This is a genomic window from Haloarcula marismortui ATCC 43049, assembly GCF_000011085.1.
In the GTDB taxonomy this organism is placed as follows: Archaea; Halobacteriota; Halobacteria; order Halobacteriales; family Haloarculaceae; genus Haloarcula; species Haloarcula marismortui.
On sequence record NC_006396.1, the window covers coordinates 2,511,541 to 2,526,425 of the forward strand.

Below are 14,885 nucleotides of genomic sequence, written 5' to 3' on the forward strand. Positions count from 1 at the left end.
ATCTCCTGAAAACGATTTCAGTCAGCGGAAAAACAGCGTACCCCCACAGGACCAACAGGTCGGCTCAGTGCCCGCAGTCCTGTCGCTCGAACTCGACCGGCTGGAGGTCGCCGTCCAGATAGGCGGTCAGTTCCGCTTCGGCCAGCGGAATCTGGACCGCGAGCCGCCACGGGTCGGTGGCTTCGACACTGGTGTACTGGTCGTCGACACACCAGGGCAGCGTCCAGTAAGGCCGACTCGACAGGTCGACGCCGTGGTCGTCGTAGAACGCTGCAACGCGGGAGTTATCGAGTAGCGTCAGCCCGACAGGCGAACAGAGTTCGTGGCGACACCGCTCGCAGACGAACTCGGCGCGGACCGACACGTCGAGACAGCAGTCGCCATCGCGGGATATCTCCGTCCCCATCCGACCGGCGCAGTCCGGGCAGACGCCGTCGGCGGCCAGACAGTGGAGGTGTCGCACCCGCTCGGCGAAGGCCGTCGCGACTTCCGCCGGTGTCCGGTCGACCAGACCGCCCGGCGGGAACGGGTACTCGCCGTGGGCCTTCCCGCAGTCCTCGCAGTCGATGGCGAACTGCTCGTCGGCGTACTCGGCCAGCAGACCGCCGCCACACCGCGTACAGGCCCCGGTCACCGGGAACGGGTCGATGTCGGGTGTCCGCGTGAACGTTCCTGCCCGCACCGCGCGGATGACCTGCGTCCCGGCGTACCGGAGGTCGTACCCGTCGGCTCCCTGGCTGACGAACTGGCCGGTGAGCTCCTGCAGGTGATAGTTGAACTGCCCGCTGTCGGCTAGCTCGACGGCGTCGAACAGCTCCGAGAAGCGAACTGGTCGGTCATCTGCGCGCCACAGCGCCTCCAGAATGTCCAGACGCGTCTCGCTTGCGATGACCGAGAACGCCGTCGCCGGGTCAATGTCGGCATCCGTTTCGGGGGACTCATCGACTCGCATCGTACGTTGACCTGTTCCTGCATAAACAAAAGCGTTCACAGAAACACAGTTACGTAATATCGGTGACAGAAGATGTCCACGATACACGATCGCTTCAGCGTTTCAGTCCCGCTCACTGAGCAGGGTTCGACCGGTTCGTCACGGGCGACAGCATGGGCTGATTGCTGCCCCCGACAGTATCGCAATGGCGATAGCCGGCGTAGCACCCGACTCGCACAGTCCGCTGCTCGCTCAGTGACGGGGTCGCGTCGCTATATCGGGGCCAATACCGAGCAATCCGGTGACGTTGCCGCGGTCAGCAGGGACCAAATCGGCGATTGAACCGGGGTCGGCGGGGCGCAAACAGTAGGTTTATCAGTTGCACGCGGCGAAACTCCACCAAGATTACTCTCGAAATGACATCGAACAAACAACCGGAGGTGAACATCGGACTCGTCGGGCACGTCGACCACGGAAAGACGACGCTCGTACAGGCATTGTCCGGCGAATGGACCGACCAGCACTCCGAGGAGATGAAGCGCGGTATCTCTATCCGACTCGGCTACGCCGACGCGACGTTCCGTCGCTGTCCGGAGGCCGAGGAGCCGGAGGCCTTTACCGTCGACGAGCACTGCGACGACCACGACGTCGACACCGACCACCTCCGGACGGTGTCGTTCGTGGACGCGCCCGGGCACGAGACGCTGATGGCAACCATGCTGTCCGGCGCGGCCATCATGGACGGGGCCGTCCTCGTCATCTCGGCGACCGAGCCCGTCCCGCAGGCCCAGACTGAGGAGCACCTGAGCGCGCTCGATATCATCGGCATCGACAACATCGTCATTGCCCAGAACAAGGTTGACCTTGTCGACGAGGAGCGGGCGATGCAGAACTACGAGCAGATTCAGGAGTTCGTCGAGGGCACCGTCGCCGAAGGCGCACCGGTTGTCCCCATCAGCGCGGGCCAGGAGGCCAACATCGACCTGCTTATCGAGGCTGTCCAGTCTGAGATTCCGACGCCGGAACGGGACCCGGACGAGGACGCCCGCATGATGGTCGCACGCTCGTTCGACATCAACCGTCCCGGTACGACCTGGGACGACCTGATGGGCGGCGTGCTTGGCGGGTCGCTCGTTGGCGGCCAACTGGACGCCGACGACGAGATCGAACTCCGTCCCGGCCGCGAGGTCGAGGAAGGCGGCAAGACGGAGTGGCAGCCCGTGACGACGACGGTCCGCTCGCTCCAGTCCGGCGGCGACTTCGTGGACACGGTCACGCCGGGTGGCCTGCTCGGCGTCGGGACCGGGCTCGACCCCGCAATCACCAAAGGCGACGCGCTCGCCGGACAGGTCGCCGGGCCGCCCGGGAGCCTCCCGCCGGTCCACGAGACGTTCACGATGGACGTGGACCTGCTGGAACGCATCGTCGGTGACGATGGCGGTGAGGTCGACGAAATCTCGACCGGCGAACCGCTCATGCTGACTATCGGCACCGCAACCACGGTCGGGTCGGTGACGAGCGCGCGCGACGACGAATGTGAAGTCGCGCTCAAGCGCCCGGTCTGTGCGGCGTCGGGCTCGAAGATCGCGATCAACCGCCGTGTCGGCGCTCGGTGGCGGCTCATCGGTGTCGGCACGCTGCGGTGATGATCGTGCTGGACACGAACGCGCTGATGATGCCGGTCGAATGTAACGTACGCCTGTTCGAGGAACTCGATAGGGTGCTGCCGGACGCGACGGACTACGTCGCGCCCGCTGCCGTCCGCGACGAACTGGCGAAACTGGCCGATGGGGCCGGCGCGGAAGCGACGGCCGCCTCTGTCGGGCAGGACCTGCTCGACCGGTGTGCGATTCGGGAGACGACGGCGGACTACGCGGACGACGCCGTCCTCGAACTGGCACAGACAGACGATGCGACACACGCGGTTACGAACGACAACCCCCTCAAACGACGCCTGCTGGACGCGGGCGTTCCAGTAATTAGTTTAAGGGGCCGGAACAAACTGGGTATCACTCAACCATAACACATGTATAAACGGGTACGCCTACGCGATACGGTCGAAGTCCCGCCACGCTTTCTGGCGGAGGTCAGTCCGGGGCTGGTCAAACGGCTCCTGCAAGAGAAGCTCGAAGGACGAATGGACGAAGACGTCGGCAGCGTCGTCTCCGTCATCGAGGTCCACGACATCGGCACCGGTGCCGTGCTGCCGAACAAGCCCGGCGTCTACTACGAGGCCGAGTTCGACGCCCTCACGTTCGACCCACAGATGCAGGAAGTGGTCGACGGCGAGGTCGTCGAGGTCGTCAACTTCGGGGCCTTCATCGGCATCGGGCCGGTCGATGGCCTGCTGCACGTCTCCCAGATATCCGACGAGTATCTGGCCTACGACGAGGAGAACCAGCAACTCGCCTCACGGGAGTCTAACCGGACGCTCACCGTCGGTGACGCCGTCCGGGCGCGTATCGTCACCAAGAGTATCGACGAGCGCAACCCGCGCGACTCCAAGATCGGCCTGACGGCGAAACAGGTCGGCCTGGGCAAGCACGGCTGGCTCCAGGAGGAGCGCGAGCGCCGTGAAGGCACGGCGGAAGCCGGTGATAGCTGATGGCGGACCGACTCGTCTGTCGCGACTGTCACCGCGTCCAGAGCGCGGAGATCGAAAGCCAGTGTGAGGCCTGCGGCGGCACCGCACTGACCGAGGACTGGGCCGGCTACGTCGTCATCGCGCACCCGGAGCGGTCCGACATCGCTGAGGAGATGGAAGTGACCGAGCCGGGCAAGTACGCGCTGAAAGTCCGCTAACGTGTCCGACGTCGTTCTCGAACTCCCGAGTGACTTGCGGCACGAACTGAAAGAGCCGCTCGGACGGATTTATACTGATACAGCGGCGCTGCTGGCCGACGCCGGTGACCCCATCATCGCCGTCGGCGACATGGTCACGTACCACCTCATCGAGGCCGGGCGGACGCCCGACCTCGCGCTAGTCGACGAACGGACCGAGCGCTCGGCCGTCGACGCGGACGTGGCAGCGGCAATCGACGGCTTCGACCGGACGCTCTCAGTCGACAACCCGGCTGCGACACTCACCGCAGACCTGCTTGCTGCACTCAGAGACGGTCTCGACAGCGACGAGACGACACTTCTGGATGTCGACGGCGAGGAGGACCTCGCTACGCTCCCTGCAGTGCTTGCCGCGCCTGCTGGTGCCAGTGTCGTGTACGGCCAACCGGACGAGGGAATGGTGCTGGCCGACTGCGACGACACAGCCCGGGACCGGGTCCGGTCGCTGCTGGAGCGGATGGACGGCGACGCCGAGCGAGCGATTGCACTCGTGTCGAACTAACTAGCAAAAGCGCGGACTGATTTTATTCCGGCCGAGGGACGCTGAGGTTCTGCATTTCTGTCTCACAGCGGCCACAGGAGACCGTCGAGCGCTCGCTACAGAGACGCTTCCCGCAGTCCGGGCATTCAAACAGCTGTTCGTCGTCGTCGCATGGGGCGGGGTCTGACCACGTTGGCATACTTGTGACTCATTAGCATTTGTCACGGCATAAACTTTGCTCATACCCAAACAAAAGACAACACCTGTCCAGAGAAAGTGAACGTATGGTCACTCAAGAACGTGGACGTGCCTGACCAGCGAGCGGTGAACGCGTCGCTTGAAGTAGTCAGTGACGGCCCAGCCCGCCCCGGTCGCGGCCTCGCGCCAGTCGCGGTCGGCGACGAGGACGCACCGCCCTGCGACGCGGGCGGCTTCGCCGAGCGCACCGGACACGAGCGGGGCCAGGTCACCTTCAATACGGGACTGACGACCGTAGGGGGCGTCGAAGACGACGGCATCGACGGTGTCGTCGGCCACTGGCAGTGCGGACGCGTCGGACCGGAACACCCCCCACTCGCCCGGGTCCGGGTACGACGCTCGCTCAGGGTGGCCGTCGCCGTCGAGTGCGTAGGCCAGGTTCTTGCGTGTCCCCGAGACCATCTTTTCCTGTGCGTCGCCGCCGACCACGTCGGCCCCGACCAGGCCCGCTTCCAGCAGGAGACCACCGGTGCCACACATCGGGTCCAGTATCGTTGCGTCCGGGCCGGCTCCGGCGATATTGACCAGCGCGCGGGCTTCGAGCGGGTCCATGCTGCCGGGCTGGAAGAACGGGCGGTCTGTCGGCTGTCGGCCGCCGAAGTCCCGCACGCTCTCGGCGGTAAGCCAGCCCAGCGCACAGCAGGCCTCGCCGGTCCCGCCCTCCTCGTCGCCGTCGGGGTCTGAGAGATAGGCATAGAGGACGTGGTCTGGGTCGTCAAGGTCGACGGCGAAGCCGCGGTCGGTGAGCACGCCGCCCAGCGTCCGTTCGGCCTGTTGGGTGTCGATACCGGTGCTTGCTCGCACGTCGACCGCACGCACGGCGACGCTCCCTTCGCGGTCGATGGTCGCGGCCGATAGCAGCGCGGCGGCGCTTTCGATGTCCGGGTCCGAGGTTCCGATCAGGTCACAGGCCCGGTGGGTGAACGCGAGGTGGCGAACGCGGTCGCTGATACCCCGTGCCGTCGCCAGTCCGGGGGCGAGCACGTCGACGGCGCTCGCGGCGCTTGCGGCTTCCCGCCGCGCGAACGCGTCGTCCTGCCCGCCAAGTTCGAGGACGTACACGCCCGAGCGGTGTGGGCGAGCGGCTATGAGCGTGCCGGTCGCGCCCGGGAACAAAACGCACAAGCGAGCGGCCGACGAACCCCGAGTATGCTCCAGTCCGGGTTCTCTAGCCTGACCGGCGGTGGTATCCTCGCGGTCCTCGTGACCGTCCTCGTCACCTGGCTCTTTTACGCTCTGACCCTCCACCTGGCTGCGACGTTCTTTATCGGCGACGTGCCGAGCCAACTCGCCGCAAAGGCGGCCCTCGCGCCGGCAATCGTCTCGCTCATCCTCCAGCGTTGGGGCGTCGAGTCCGGCGTCGTCTCGGCGGACCTCGGCGTCGCTGTCGTCCTGTTGCTCACTCTCGTTGCTGACGGGATCGCCATCAGCCTCTCCTATCGGTTGTCGACCCGCTCGACGGCCCCGCTCGTGGCGCTGCATCTGGCGTTTGCGGCGGTGCTTGGGTTCGCGCTGAACAACATTTTTATGTTCTTCTGACCCTCCGAGCCGGGACTGTGGTGGGAGTGTCTGCCGAATGCGGGCGCGGAGCGCGGCCTGCATACCGCGCCTTCGGCGCGGTTTCACTCCGAGCGCGGCCGCAGGCCGCGACTCGGAGGTCGTTTGTAGCGTAGATTTTTGCGAACCCGCTCCCCATAGCGCGCTCATAAAGCGCGCGAGGAGAGGGGGTGACGTAAAAAAGTACTATTCAACCAGCCGCTCTATCTCCGTCACGAGGATATCGCTCGCGCCCACGTCCTTGAGCGAGCTAATGGTCTCGAAGACAGCACGCTCCTCGACGACGGCGTGGACGGCGAGCTGGTCGGAACCGGCGATGTCCATCACGGTCGGACCGCCCATGCCCGGAAGCACGTCTTTCACGTCATCAAGGGCATCCTCGGGGGCGTTCATCATCAGATAGCGTTTGTCGTCGGCGGCGAGAACTGAGCCAAGTGCGGTGTCGACCTGCTTCACCTTCTCGTTGTCAGCGGTGTCTTCACGAGCGAACAGGCGGACGGAGCTTTCGAGCACCTCGTCGACGACAGCCAGCCGGTTCATCCGGAGCGTGGTCCCGGTCGAGGTGATATCGACGATACCGTCGGCGATATCGACGTGGGGAGTCAGTTCCGTCGCGCCGGACACCTCGGTCACGTCGACATCCACGTCGACCCGGTCGAAGTACCGGCGGGTGATTTTAGGGAACTCCGTGGCGATGCGGCCGTCCTCAAAGTCATAGACGGTCTCGATGTCGCTCTCTTCAGGCGCGGCAAGAACGAGGCGACAGCGGCCGAAATCGAGGTCCCGGAGTTCGACGAGGTCGTCGGTGTCAGACTCCCGGACCTGGTCGAGGCCGGTGATACCCACGTCGGCAGCACCGTCCGCGACGTACTCGGGGATGTCAGCGGCGCGGGCGTACAGGACGGTCACGTCCGGATCGACAGTATCGGCGTGCAGTTGGCGGTCGGCCCCGTCGACCAGATGGAGGCCGGCCCGTTCGAGCAGTTCCTCGCTTGGTTCGTGCAGGCGGCCCTTGTTGGGGACGGCGATTCGCATACGCCTACTGGCAGGCCACGGGGCAACTGTCTTTCCCCTCAGGCCGGGGTCTGTGAGCGAAGTCGTCACAGGCGGTCCCGGCGTGGGAGGACAACGAAGGTACCCGCAGCCAGCAGTGTCAGGCCAGCGAGACCGTAGAACGCGAGCGCAAACAGGTTCTGGTCGGCGAGCAGCCCGACAGCCGTCGAGCCCAGCGAGCTGATCGCGAAGAAGCCGGTCCGGAGCAGGCCCCAGCCGGTGCCTTCGGCGGTGTCAGGCAGCGTATCGACGATGTAGGCGTTTGCCAGCGGGCCGACACTCATCCGAACACCGATGACGCCGGAAACGATGGCCAGCGGCACGACGCCGCGGACGGACGGAATGAGCACGAGTGGAACGGTACTGACGAGCGCGACAGCGGTCAGAACACTTGGCGTTCCGTATCGGTCAGCGAGCCGGCCGGTGACTGTCTGTGAGAGCGCGCCACCGACGAACAGCACCGAGAGAAGCGCCCCAGCGGTTCCCTGTGAGAGGCCCCGAACCGTGACCAGATACGTGGTGAGGAATGCTGTCACGGCCTGGAAGGCGAACAGCATCAGTGTCTTGCCCGAAACCGACAGCACGAGCCGTCGGTTGCGAAAGCCGGTGAGAACCGTTCGGAGGTCCTGCCGGAGGCTCCGTTCGGACTCGCCGGTCGGACGGTCCGACACCGAGAGCCAGAGCGCGCCGGCGACAAGCATGAACAGCGGGGCGGCGCTGGCAAGTGCCAGCCGCCACCCGTACCGTGTGGTGACGAACGCGGCAATGGCGGGTAGTGCCGCCGCTCCGAGAGAGCCGGCCGCCATCACGACACCGAAGGCGGTCCCCTCGCGGGCATCAAATGTCCGCGAGAGGGCGGTCCCGCGGGTCGGGCCGTACAGCCCCGTCCCGAGCCCGAACGCGCCCGTTGCGATAAGGAACAGCGAGAACACCGGCGCGAAGAAGTAGCCCAGAAGCCCGACGCCCGACAGCAACGCCGCGGCTACCAGTAGTGTCCGCTCCCCGATCCGGTCGATCAGCACCCCGGCCGGAAACTGCACCGCCGCGTATGTGAGCCAGAGCACCGTGACCGCGAGTCCGGCCTCTGCGTTCGAGATGACGAATTCCTTGCGTATCGTCGGGAGGACCGCAGGAACCACAAACCGCATCCCGAGGACGAGAAACCAGCCGGCAGCAACGGCAAGCAGCATTCGGGCTGGGCTTCCGTGCCGCATGGCGTTGACTCGCTGTCGGAGTTGCTCTGCCGCCGCCATTCTCTTGCCCACCTGAACGCACCGGAGCCGAAAGACCCCTGCGGAACAGGCACTGCTGTCACTGCGACACCTGCCCATAGATGTGGCAACACGCCACACGACGGCGGCGTGGACCCGGCGAACTAAGGTCCGCGGTTGTGAAGCCACCGCCATGAGCGAACTTCTCGTCACCGGCGGACAGGTCCTCCGACCTGACCTGACCGTCGAGCGTGCGGACGTACTGGTTTCACAGGACAGCGGCGACATCGTGGCTGTCGACGACCCGGGCACACTGGACGGCGACGATGAACTCGACGCCAGCGACGGGCTGGTCATCCCCGGTCTGGTCAACGCGCACACCCACGTCGCGATGACACTGCTTCGCGGCCTCGCTGACGACAAGCCCCTCGACGCCTGGCTGCAGGAGGATGTCTGGCCCGTCGAAGCGGAACTGACCGCCGACGACATCCGCGCCGGGGCGGAACTCGGGCTGGTCGAGATGATACGGTCGGGGACGACGGCGCTGTCGGATATGTACTTCGAGGTCGAGGAGATCGCGGACGCAGTCGACCAGGCTGGGATGCGAGCAGTGCTTGGCTTTACTGCAGTCACCGTCGGCAAGGATGACGAGGCCGCGCGGTCTGACCTCGAAGAGAGCCTCGACGTGGCTCGGAAACTCGACGGTGCGGCTGATGGACGGGTTCGGACGACGTTCCAGCCACACTCGCTCACGACCGTCGGCGAGGAGTACCTGCGCGAGTTCGTCCCACAGGCGCTTGAGGACGACCTTTCGATCCACCTGCACGCCAACGAGACGCGCGATGAGGTGACGCCTATCGTCGACGAACACGGACAGCGCCCGCTCGCCTACGCCGACAATATCGGCCTGCTCGACGGCGACACGTACGTGGCCCACGGCGTCCACGTCGACGACAGTGAAATCGACCTGCTGGCCGAGACGGGTACCGGCGTTGCTCACTGCCCGGCCTCGAACATGAAACTCGCCAGCGGGATGGCCCCGGTACAGGACCTGCTGGACGCTGGCGTTACCGTGGGTATCGGCACCGACGGCGCGGCCTCGAACAACGACCTCGACATGTTCGACGAGATGCGCGACGCGGCGATGATCGGCAAACTCGCGGCCGACGACGCCAGCGCGGTCGATGCTGGCACTGTCGTCGAAATGGCGACCGCAAACGGTGCGGCCCTGCTGGGCTTCGACAGCGGCCGCATCGAGACCGGCGCGAACGCGGACCTGGCCGTCATCGACCTCGACGCCCCACACCTGACGCCGGCCCACGACCTCGTCTCGCACCTTGCCTATGCCGTCCACGGGAGCGACGTGCGCCACACGGTCTGTGACGGCGAGGTGCTCATGCGCGACCGCACTGTCGAGGTGTTCGACGAGCAGGCCGTCCGCGAACGGGCCAGCGAGCACGCGGCTTCGCTGGTCGAACGAGCCGGTGACTGAACCGGTGGAATAAACGCTGAGAGCTGGCTTTAAACTGTATAGCTATTCCTCAGTCGGTGTTGTCGACTCTGCAAACGGCCTGAACGGGTTGAACGAGAGGGGGTGTTTATCGCTCTCTCGGCGAACCAATTGGCTACGATGCGCACCAAACTCTTCGCACTGTACGCCGCTGTCGGACTGACATTGCTGGCCGTCGGTCCGGGACTGGCGGCCGCTGCGGACTCAGCCGGTAACACCGACGCAGGGAACACCCTCGCTGTCGGTGTCTCACAGGCTGACGACGGCAGCGCGACGGTATCGGTCACACAGAACGAGACGGGCGTCGAAAACGCCTCAGTTGCCGTGGAGACGGCTGACAACACCTCCTACGTCGGGACCGGAAACTACACGACCGACAGCAACGGGACGGTTGGACTGCCCGCCCCCGAGCAGAACGTGACGGTCGACGTGACGGCGACGGCCGACAATCACACTGCGACGACGACGGCGGACCTGACTGTCGCGCCGAACGCTACCAACGTGACCGAGTTCGACACCTTCGGACTCGAAGTGTCAGCCTACGTGAACGACCTGTTGAGCGACGAGAACCGGACCGGTGGTATCGGCCCGGCCGTGGCCAGTTTCGTGACGGCGAACAACCCCGGCAACGCGCCGGACCACGCTGGCCCGCCAGCACACGTCACTGGTGAGAACGAGTCCGACGACAACGAGACCCACCCCAGCGAACGACAGGGTCCGCCGGCGGACATCTTCGGTGACGACGAGAACGAGACTGAAAACGAGACAGACGACCGCCGCGGCCCGCCCAAGGACGCCGGACCGCCCGAAGACCGCGGTCCGGGCAGCGATGACGCGGAGAATGAAACGGACGACGAAAACGAGACGGACGACGACCGTCGTGGTCCGCCCGAAGACGCTGGGCCACCCGAGGACCGCGATGACGACGACGTGGAGAACGAGACTGAAGACGACGAGAACGAAACCGAGGAACCGGAAGACGAGACGGAAGAGCAAGACGAGTCAGAAGAGCAAGACGAGGACGACGATGCTGACGACGACACCGATAGCGACGACGATGACGACGGCGACCGCGGCCGACCGGACGACGCTGGCCCGCCGGACGAACGCGGTAACTGAACGGCTTCGGTAGCGTTTTAGGAACTCTCTTCCTCTGTTGTGACATGACGACGCCTATTTCGGAGCGACTTGATGACCTTGACGAGGCTCGCGATTCCGGCCGCCGAAAGATGGACTGGGCTATCCAGCATATGCCCATCTGCGGCGCGCTCCGTGAGCAGTTCGAGGCCGACCAGCCCTTTGCCGGCGAACGCATCGGCATGGCGATGCACGTCGAAGCCAAGACCGCTGTTCTCGCGGAAATCCTCGCGGTCGGTGGCGCGGAAGTCGCCATCACCGGCTGTAACCCGCTCTCGACGCACGACGACGTGAGTGCCGCACTCGACGCCGTCGACGGCATCACTTCCTACGCCGAGCGCGGCGTCGACGACGAGGAGTACTACGAGGCTATCGAGGCTGTCATCGGCCACAAGCCGACCATCACCGTCGACGACGGAATGGACCTCGTCGCGGCCATCCACGAGGACTATCCGGAACTCATCGACACTATCATCGGTGGGGCAGAGGAGACGACGACCGGCGTCCACCGACTGCGCGCGATGGACGATGACGGCGAACTCGACTATCCTGTGTTCGCTGTCAACGACACGCCGATGAAGCGCCTGTTCGACAACGTCCACGGCACCGGCGAATCCTCGCTGGCCTCGATTGCGATGACGACGAATCTCTCGTGGGCCGGCAAGACCGTCGTCGTCTCCGGGTACGGTGACTGCGGCAAAGGTGTCGCAAAGAAAGCCAGCGGTCAGAACGCCGACGTGATTGTGACCGAAGTCGAGCCCCGCCGCGCGCTCGAAGCGCACATGGAGGGCTACGACGTGAAGCCGATGGCCGAGGCGGCCGCTGAAGGTGACGTGTTCATCACCACCACTGGCAACCGCGATGTAATCGTCGAGGAGCACTTCGAAGCGATGCAGGACGGCGTCTTGCTCGCCAACGCCGGTCACTTCGACGTGGAGGTCGACCTCGATGCGCTGTCCGACCTCGCTGTCGACACCTACGAGGCCCGCAACGGCGTCCAGACCTACGAGATGGCCGACGGCCGCCGCCTGAACGTGCTTGCCGAGGGCCGACTGGTCAACCTTGCGACGCCCATCGCACTGGGCCACCCTGTCGAAGTGATGGACCAGAGCTTCGGCGTGCAGGCCGTCTGTGTCCGAGAACTGGTCGAAAACGGCGACGACTACGAGGCCGGTGTCCACGCTGTCCCGGACCGACTCGACAAGGAGGTCGCGGAAATCAAACTTGACGCCGAGGGTGTCGACTTCGATTCCCTGACTGATACCCAGGCCGAGTACATGGATTCCTGGCAGCACGGGACATAGCGAGATTCTGAGCGGTGCGAAGAATTTCGCACCGGAACGGGGAGCGAAGCGACCCGTGGCGGACATAGAGTGGTTCGAGCGGAGCGAGAACCACTAACACGCCGAACGGCGAAGCCGTGAGACGTAGGATGACCCCGAGCGTAGCGAAAGGTCGCCAAACTGCGAGCGGCGACCGATGGAATTGACACGCGATAACCGATCGGGTGGCTTTCTTGCGTTGTGGCTAAAATATCTGGTTTTCGTCACCACGATGATTAGTGTCGGCGCTGATGTCTCGGTATGGCTGTCCACGAAACCGCTCAGATTGAGAATGCGACACTGGGCACCGTCGAGATTCGAGAATACGTCACAATCCACGACGCCGACATAGACGACGGCGTCCAGATTTACGAGGGGGCCTCGATCAAGAAGGCGACCATCCACGGCCCGACTGATATCAACGCAAACGTCTACGTTGAGAACGCAACGCTCGGCAAGTCCGTTCAGATCGGGCCCAACGCCTCTATCGTCGGCGTAACCCACGACCTCACCGACGCGGGCATGGAGTTCCAGAACGACACGTTCGACGAAATCGTCCTCGAGAACGGGGCTTTCGTCGGCGCTGGCGCGGTGGTCCTCCCGGGTGTCACGGTCGGCGAAAACGCCGTCATCGGGGCTGGGACCACTGTAACTGAAGATGTCCCGCCCGAGACAGTGGTCCGGAGTGCCACGGAAACGGTACAGCGATCCCTCTGAGGTCGGCACAAAACACCGGCCTCCACTTCCCGGCAAACGGGTTGCCCACCGCGACCGATTGGCTGGGCGGGGATACTCGCTCCATACAGCCGCAAAACCGCCCGCTTCGCTGGTGCCGCCGATGCGTCGACTGGTCCTACTGGGTTACGTCGACAAAGACCGTCGACTGAATCCACGCAGACGGGTTCTCGGGGTCGCCGATATGGGCGACTGTATCCACGCCAACGTCGTACTCTTCGAATGTCGCTCGGATGCCCTCTTGTGAATTAGTGTCGTGCTCGTGCGTCATCAGTGTGCTCCGCGTCTCGTTTGGCAGTTACCTCGTCGGCAATGACTGCACCGGTCCAGTTCCCAGACTGAACCGAGTGCCGTCGCCGACCCGCGTGTCCTTACCACACTTGCACACTGGAGAGTGGCGGGCATCCGTCTATCTACTAGCTGTATTCACCTGCGTCCAGCGTTGGGCTATATGTATAGCCCCCGGTCTGGTCGCTCTCGCTGTCGGGAATTCGACACCGACCGTCTCGGTGACGGCAATTTTATTCGCTCCCATCCGAAAGGTGGTGGCAATGGAACCGCTCCACGCACGCTACCCCTTTCTAGCGCGGTCGCGGGAGGCCGTCGAAGCCGCGGCGGTGGATTTGGGCGAGATTGTCGCCACGGACGAGACGGTCACGGCGCGCGCGCTGGAGCGGGTCGAATCGGCAATCACAGACGGGACTGTTGGGGAGCCACATCGACGGACTCGCGTCGAACTGCTGTCGTACCCGGTCGCCCGTGTGCTGGTGTCGCTCGTCGACGTCCACATCTGCACCCGGAAGTACGCACAGGCTGAGGCTGAGGCGGCCTACGACCGGTTCACAGAGGAGTTTGCGACGACGACAGAGCTGAAATCGACCCAGCGCGAGACACTGGACCGAACAGAACTGCTCGGGGAGTTCGACCTTGCAAGCGCTGTCAGCGACGCTGGCGACGGGTACCGCGTCGAGGTTGGCGCGTATCTCGACCTGGCGGCCGACCAGCGGGGCGATTCCTGGCGGCTGGTCAATCGGCCACTGACTGACGGCGAGGTCAGGGTCACCGCCGAGGAACTGAACGTTCTGTTAAAACAGGCGATTCGCCATCGGGTCACTGACGGCCTGCCGTTCACCGTCCCGGACGCGATCGCTGACGAACTGACGGCGGAGGTCGAGCAGTTAGAGGAAGTGCTCTCGGAACTGGAACTCACCCGCGAGATCGACACTGTCGTTCCGGAACTGTTCCCGCCCTGCATGAAGTCCCTCCTCGATCAGGTGCAGAAGGGCGAACACCTCGAACACCACTCCCGGTTTGCTATTGCGACCTTCCTCGTCGGCATCGGAATGACGACGGACGAAATTGTCGACCTGTTCCAGGTCAACCCCGGTTTCGGCGAGGAAGCGACCCGCTATCAGGTCGACCACATCCGCGGGGATACCAGCCCGACGGAATACTCGACGCCGGCGTGTTCGACCATGCAGTCCTACGGCGACTGTGTCAACATGGACGACCTCTGTGAGGCGATTTCTCACCCGATGGGCTACTACGAACAGAAGTTAGACGACACCGACGAGGAGGAACTGGTTGACTGGCGCGAGGACGAGGGCGAGGAAGAAGCTGACGCCTAGAACTGCTGGCGTTCGAGCCAGAGGCCAGCAGCGGTCATAAACACGACGAACAGCCCAATTGCGCCGATGAGTGCATAGCCGCCCGTTGGCTCTACGGTTGACCCACTCAGATACATCTGTGAGGCGGTAACAGTTGCGCCGACGAACAGCACGACGGCGACCGCCGAGATGACGATTTGCAGGACCGTCTCCCGCTCGGTATCCATGCTCTGCGATTTCAC

Annotated in this window: 18 protein-coding genes; 11 read left to right on the forward strand and 7 right to left on the reverse strand. The window is 64.5% G+C overall.

The genetic code is table 11. From position 1 onward, the window contains the following. Window positions 1-64: 64 nt before the first annotated feature. Window positions 65-952 carry a DUF7351 domain-containing protein gene (locus tag RR_RS16590; protein WP_011224456.1) on the reverse strand — a complete coding sequence of 296 codons (888 nt, stop codon included), beginning with the start codon at window positions 950-952 and terminating at the stop codon, window positions 65-67. A gap of 395 nt (window positions 953-1,347) precedes the next feature. On the opposite strand from RR_RS16590, the gene RR_RS16595 reads away from it, so the two are divergent. Genes RR_RS16595 through RR_RS16615 form a run of 5 tightly spaced genes read left to right on the forward strand, consistent with a single transcriptional unit; the run spans window position 1,348 to window position 4,274 of the window. Next, the gene (locus tag RR_RS16595; RefSeq protein ID WP_004960453.1) at window positions 1,348-2,577 is read left to right on the forward strand and encodes a translation initiation factor IF-2 subunit gamma; all 1,230 of its coding nucleotides are present in this window, start codon (window positions 1,348-1,350) and stop codon (window positions 2,575-2,577) included. Continuing rightward, the gene (locus tag RR_RS16600; RefSeq protein ID WP_011224457.1) at window positions 2,577-2,954 is read left to right on the forward strand and encodes a hypothetical protein; all 378 of its coding nucleotides are present in this window, start codon (window positions 2,577-2,579) and stop codon (window positions 2,952-2,954) included. Before RR_RS16595 ends, RR_RS16600 begins: the two co-directional genes overlap by 1 nt. Before the next feature lie 3 nt (window positions 2,955-2,957). Next, the gene (locus tag RR_RS16605) at window positions 2,958-3,536 is read left to right on the forward strand and encodes a DNA-directed RNA polymerase (protein WP_004516007.1); all 579 of its coding nucleotides are present in this window, start codon (window positions 2,958-2,960) and stop codon (window positions 3,534-3,536) included. Further along, on the forward strand, window positions 3,536-3,733 hold the full coding sequence (spt4, locus tag RR_RS16610; protein WP_004960449.1) for a transcription elongation factor subunit Spt4: 198 nt from the start codon (window positions 3,536-3,538) through the stop codon (window positions 3,731-3,733). Before RR_RS16605 ends, spt4 begins: the two co-directional genes overlap by 1 nt. A gap of 1 nt (window position 3,734) precedes the next feature. After that, window positions 3,735-4,274, forward strand: a complete 540-nt coding sequence (locus RR_RS16615) for a GTP-dependent dephospho-CoA kinase family protein (protein ID WP_049939062.1) — start codon at window positions 3,735-3,737, stop codon at window positions 4,272-4,274. A gap of 22 nt (window positions 4,275-4,296) precedes the next feature. Here RR_RS16615 and RR_RS21935 read toward each other — a convergent pair whose 3' ends face one another. Beyond that, window positions 4,297-4,452 (reverse strand): rubrerythrin-like domain-containing protein, encoded by a 156-nt coding sequence (locus RR_RS21935; RefSeq protein ID WP_004960444.1) that lies wholly within the window; start codon window positions 4,450-4,452, stop codon window positions 4,297-4,299. An 89-nt stretch (window positions 4,453-4,541) separates the two neighbouring features. Beyond that, window positions 4,542-5,573 (reverse strand): RNA methyltransferase, encoded by a 1,032-nt coding sequence (locus RR_RS16620; protein ID WP_049939185.1) that lies wholly within the window; start codon window positions 5,571-5,573, stop codon window positions 4,542-4,544. 87 nt (window positions 5,574-5,660) lie between these two features. On the opposite strand from RR_RS16620, the gene RR_RS16625 reads away from it, so the two are divergent. After that, on the forward strand, window positions 5,661-6,050 hold the full coding sequence (locus tag RR_RS16625; RefSeq protein WP_004590159.1) for a DUF7473 family protein: 390 nt from the start codon (window positions 5,661-5,663) through the stop codon (window positions 6,048-6,050). 204 nt (window positions 6,051-6,254) lie between these two features. Here RR_RS16625 and hisG read toward each other — a convergent pair whose 3' ends face one another. Both hisG and RR_RS16635 read right to left on the reverse strand, forming a co-directional pair. After that, window positions 6,255-7,103 carry an ATP phosphoribosyltransferase gene (gene hisG / locus RR_RS16630; protein ID WP_004960442.1) on the reverse strand — a complete coding sequence of 283 codons (849 nt, stop codon included), beginning with the start codon at window positions 7,101-7,103 and terminating at the stop codon, window positions 6,255-6,257. A gap of 65 nt (window positions 7,104-7,168) precedes the next feature. After that, the gene (locus tag RR_RS16635) at window positions 7,169-8,311 is read right to left on the reverse strand and encodes an MFS transporter (protein WP_049939186.1); all 1,143 of its coding nucleotides are present in this window, start codon (window positions 8,309-8,311) and stop codon (window positions 7,169-7,171) included. A gap of 214 nt (window positions 8,312-8,525) precedes the next feature. Between RR_RS16635 and RR_RS16640 the strand changes: the two genes are divergently transcribed. The 4 genes from RR_RS16640 to RR_RS16655 all read left to right on the forward strand — a co-directional run bounded on the left by RR_RS16640 (window position 8,526) and on the right by RR_RS16655 (window position 13,018). Then, a complete protein-coding gene (locus RR_RS16640; RefSeq protein WP_011224461.1) occupies window positions 8,526-9,824 on the forward strand; it encodes an amidohydrolase in 1,299 nt (432 codons plus the stop codon). A 138-nt stretch (window positions 9,825-9,962) separates the two neighbouring features. Next, a complete protein-coding gene (locus RR_RS16645; protein ID WP_011224462.1) occupies window positions 9,963-10,961 on the forward strand; it encodes a hypothetical protein in 999 nt (332 codons plus the stop codon). A 44-nt stretch (window positions 10,962-11,005) separates the two neighbouring features. Further along, entirely contained in the window at window positions 11,006-12,283 is a 1,278-nt protein-coding gene (locus tag RR_RS16650; RefSeq protein WP_011224463.1) for an adenosylhomocysteinase, read from the forward strand. A 279-nt stretch (window positions 12,284-12,562) separates the two neighbouring features. Then, complete coding sequence (locus RR_RS16655) at window positions 12,563-13,018, forward strand: acyltransferase (protein WP_004960432.1); 456 nt, start codon at window positions 12,563-12,565, stop codon at window positions 13,016-13,018. 136 nt (window positions 13,019-13,154) lie between these two features. Here RR_RS16655 and RR_RS22530 read toward each other — a convergent pair whose 3' ends face one another. After that, on the reverse strand, window positions 13,155-13,307 hold the full coding sequence (locus tag RR_RS22530; protein ID WP_004960429.1) for a hypothetical protein: 153 nt from the start codon (window positions 13,305-13,307) through the stop codon (window positions 13,155-13,157). Window positions 13,308-13,587: 280 nt separating this feature from the next. Here RR_RS22530 and priL point away from each other — a divergent pair, with 280 nt between their 5' ends. After that, entirely contained in the window at window positions 13,588-14,664 is a 1,077-nt protein-coding gene (priL, locus tag RR_RS16660; protein ID WP_011224464.1) for a DNA primase regulatory subunit PriL, read from the forward strand. Here priL and RR_RS16665 read toward each other — a convergent pair. Further along, the gene (locus tag RR_RS16665; protein WP_004960423.1) at window positions 14,661-14,870 is read right to left on the reverse strand and encodes a DUF7472 family protein; all 210 of its coding nucleotides are present in this window, start codon (window positions 14,868-14,870) and stop codon (window positions 14,661-14,663) included. The two genes, priL and RR_RS16665, sit on opposite strands and share 4 nt — an antisense overlap. Window positions 14,871-14,885: the final 15 nt, after the last annotated feature.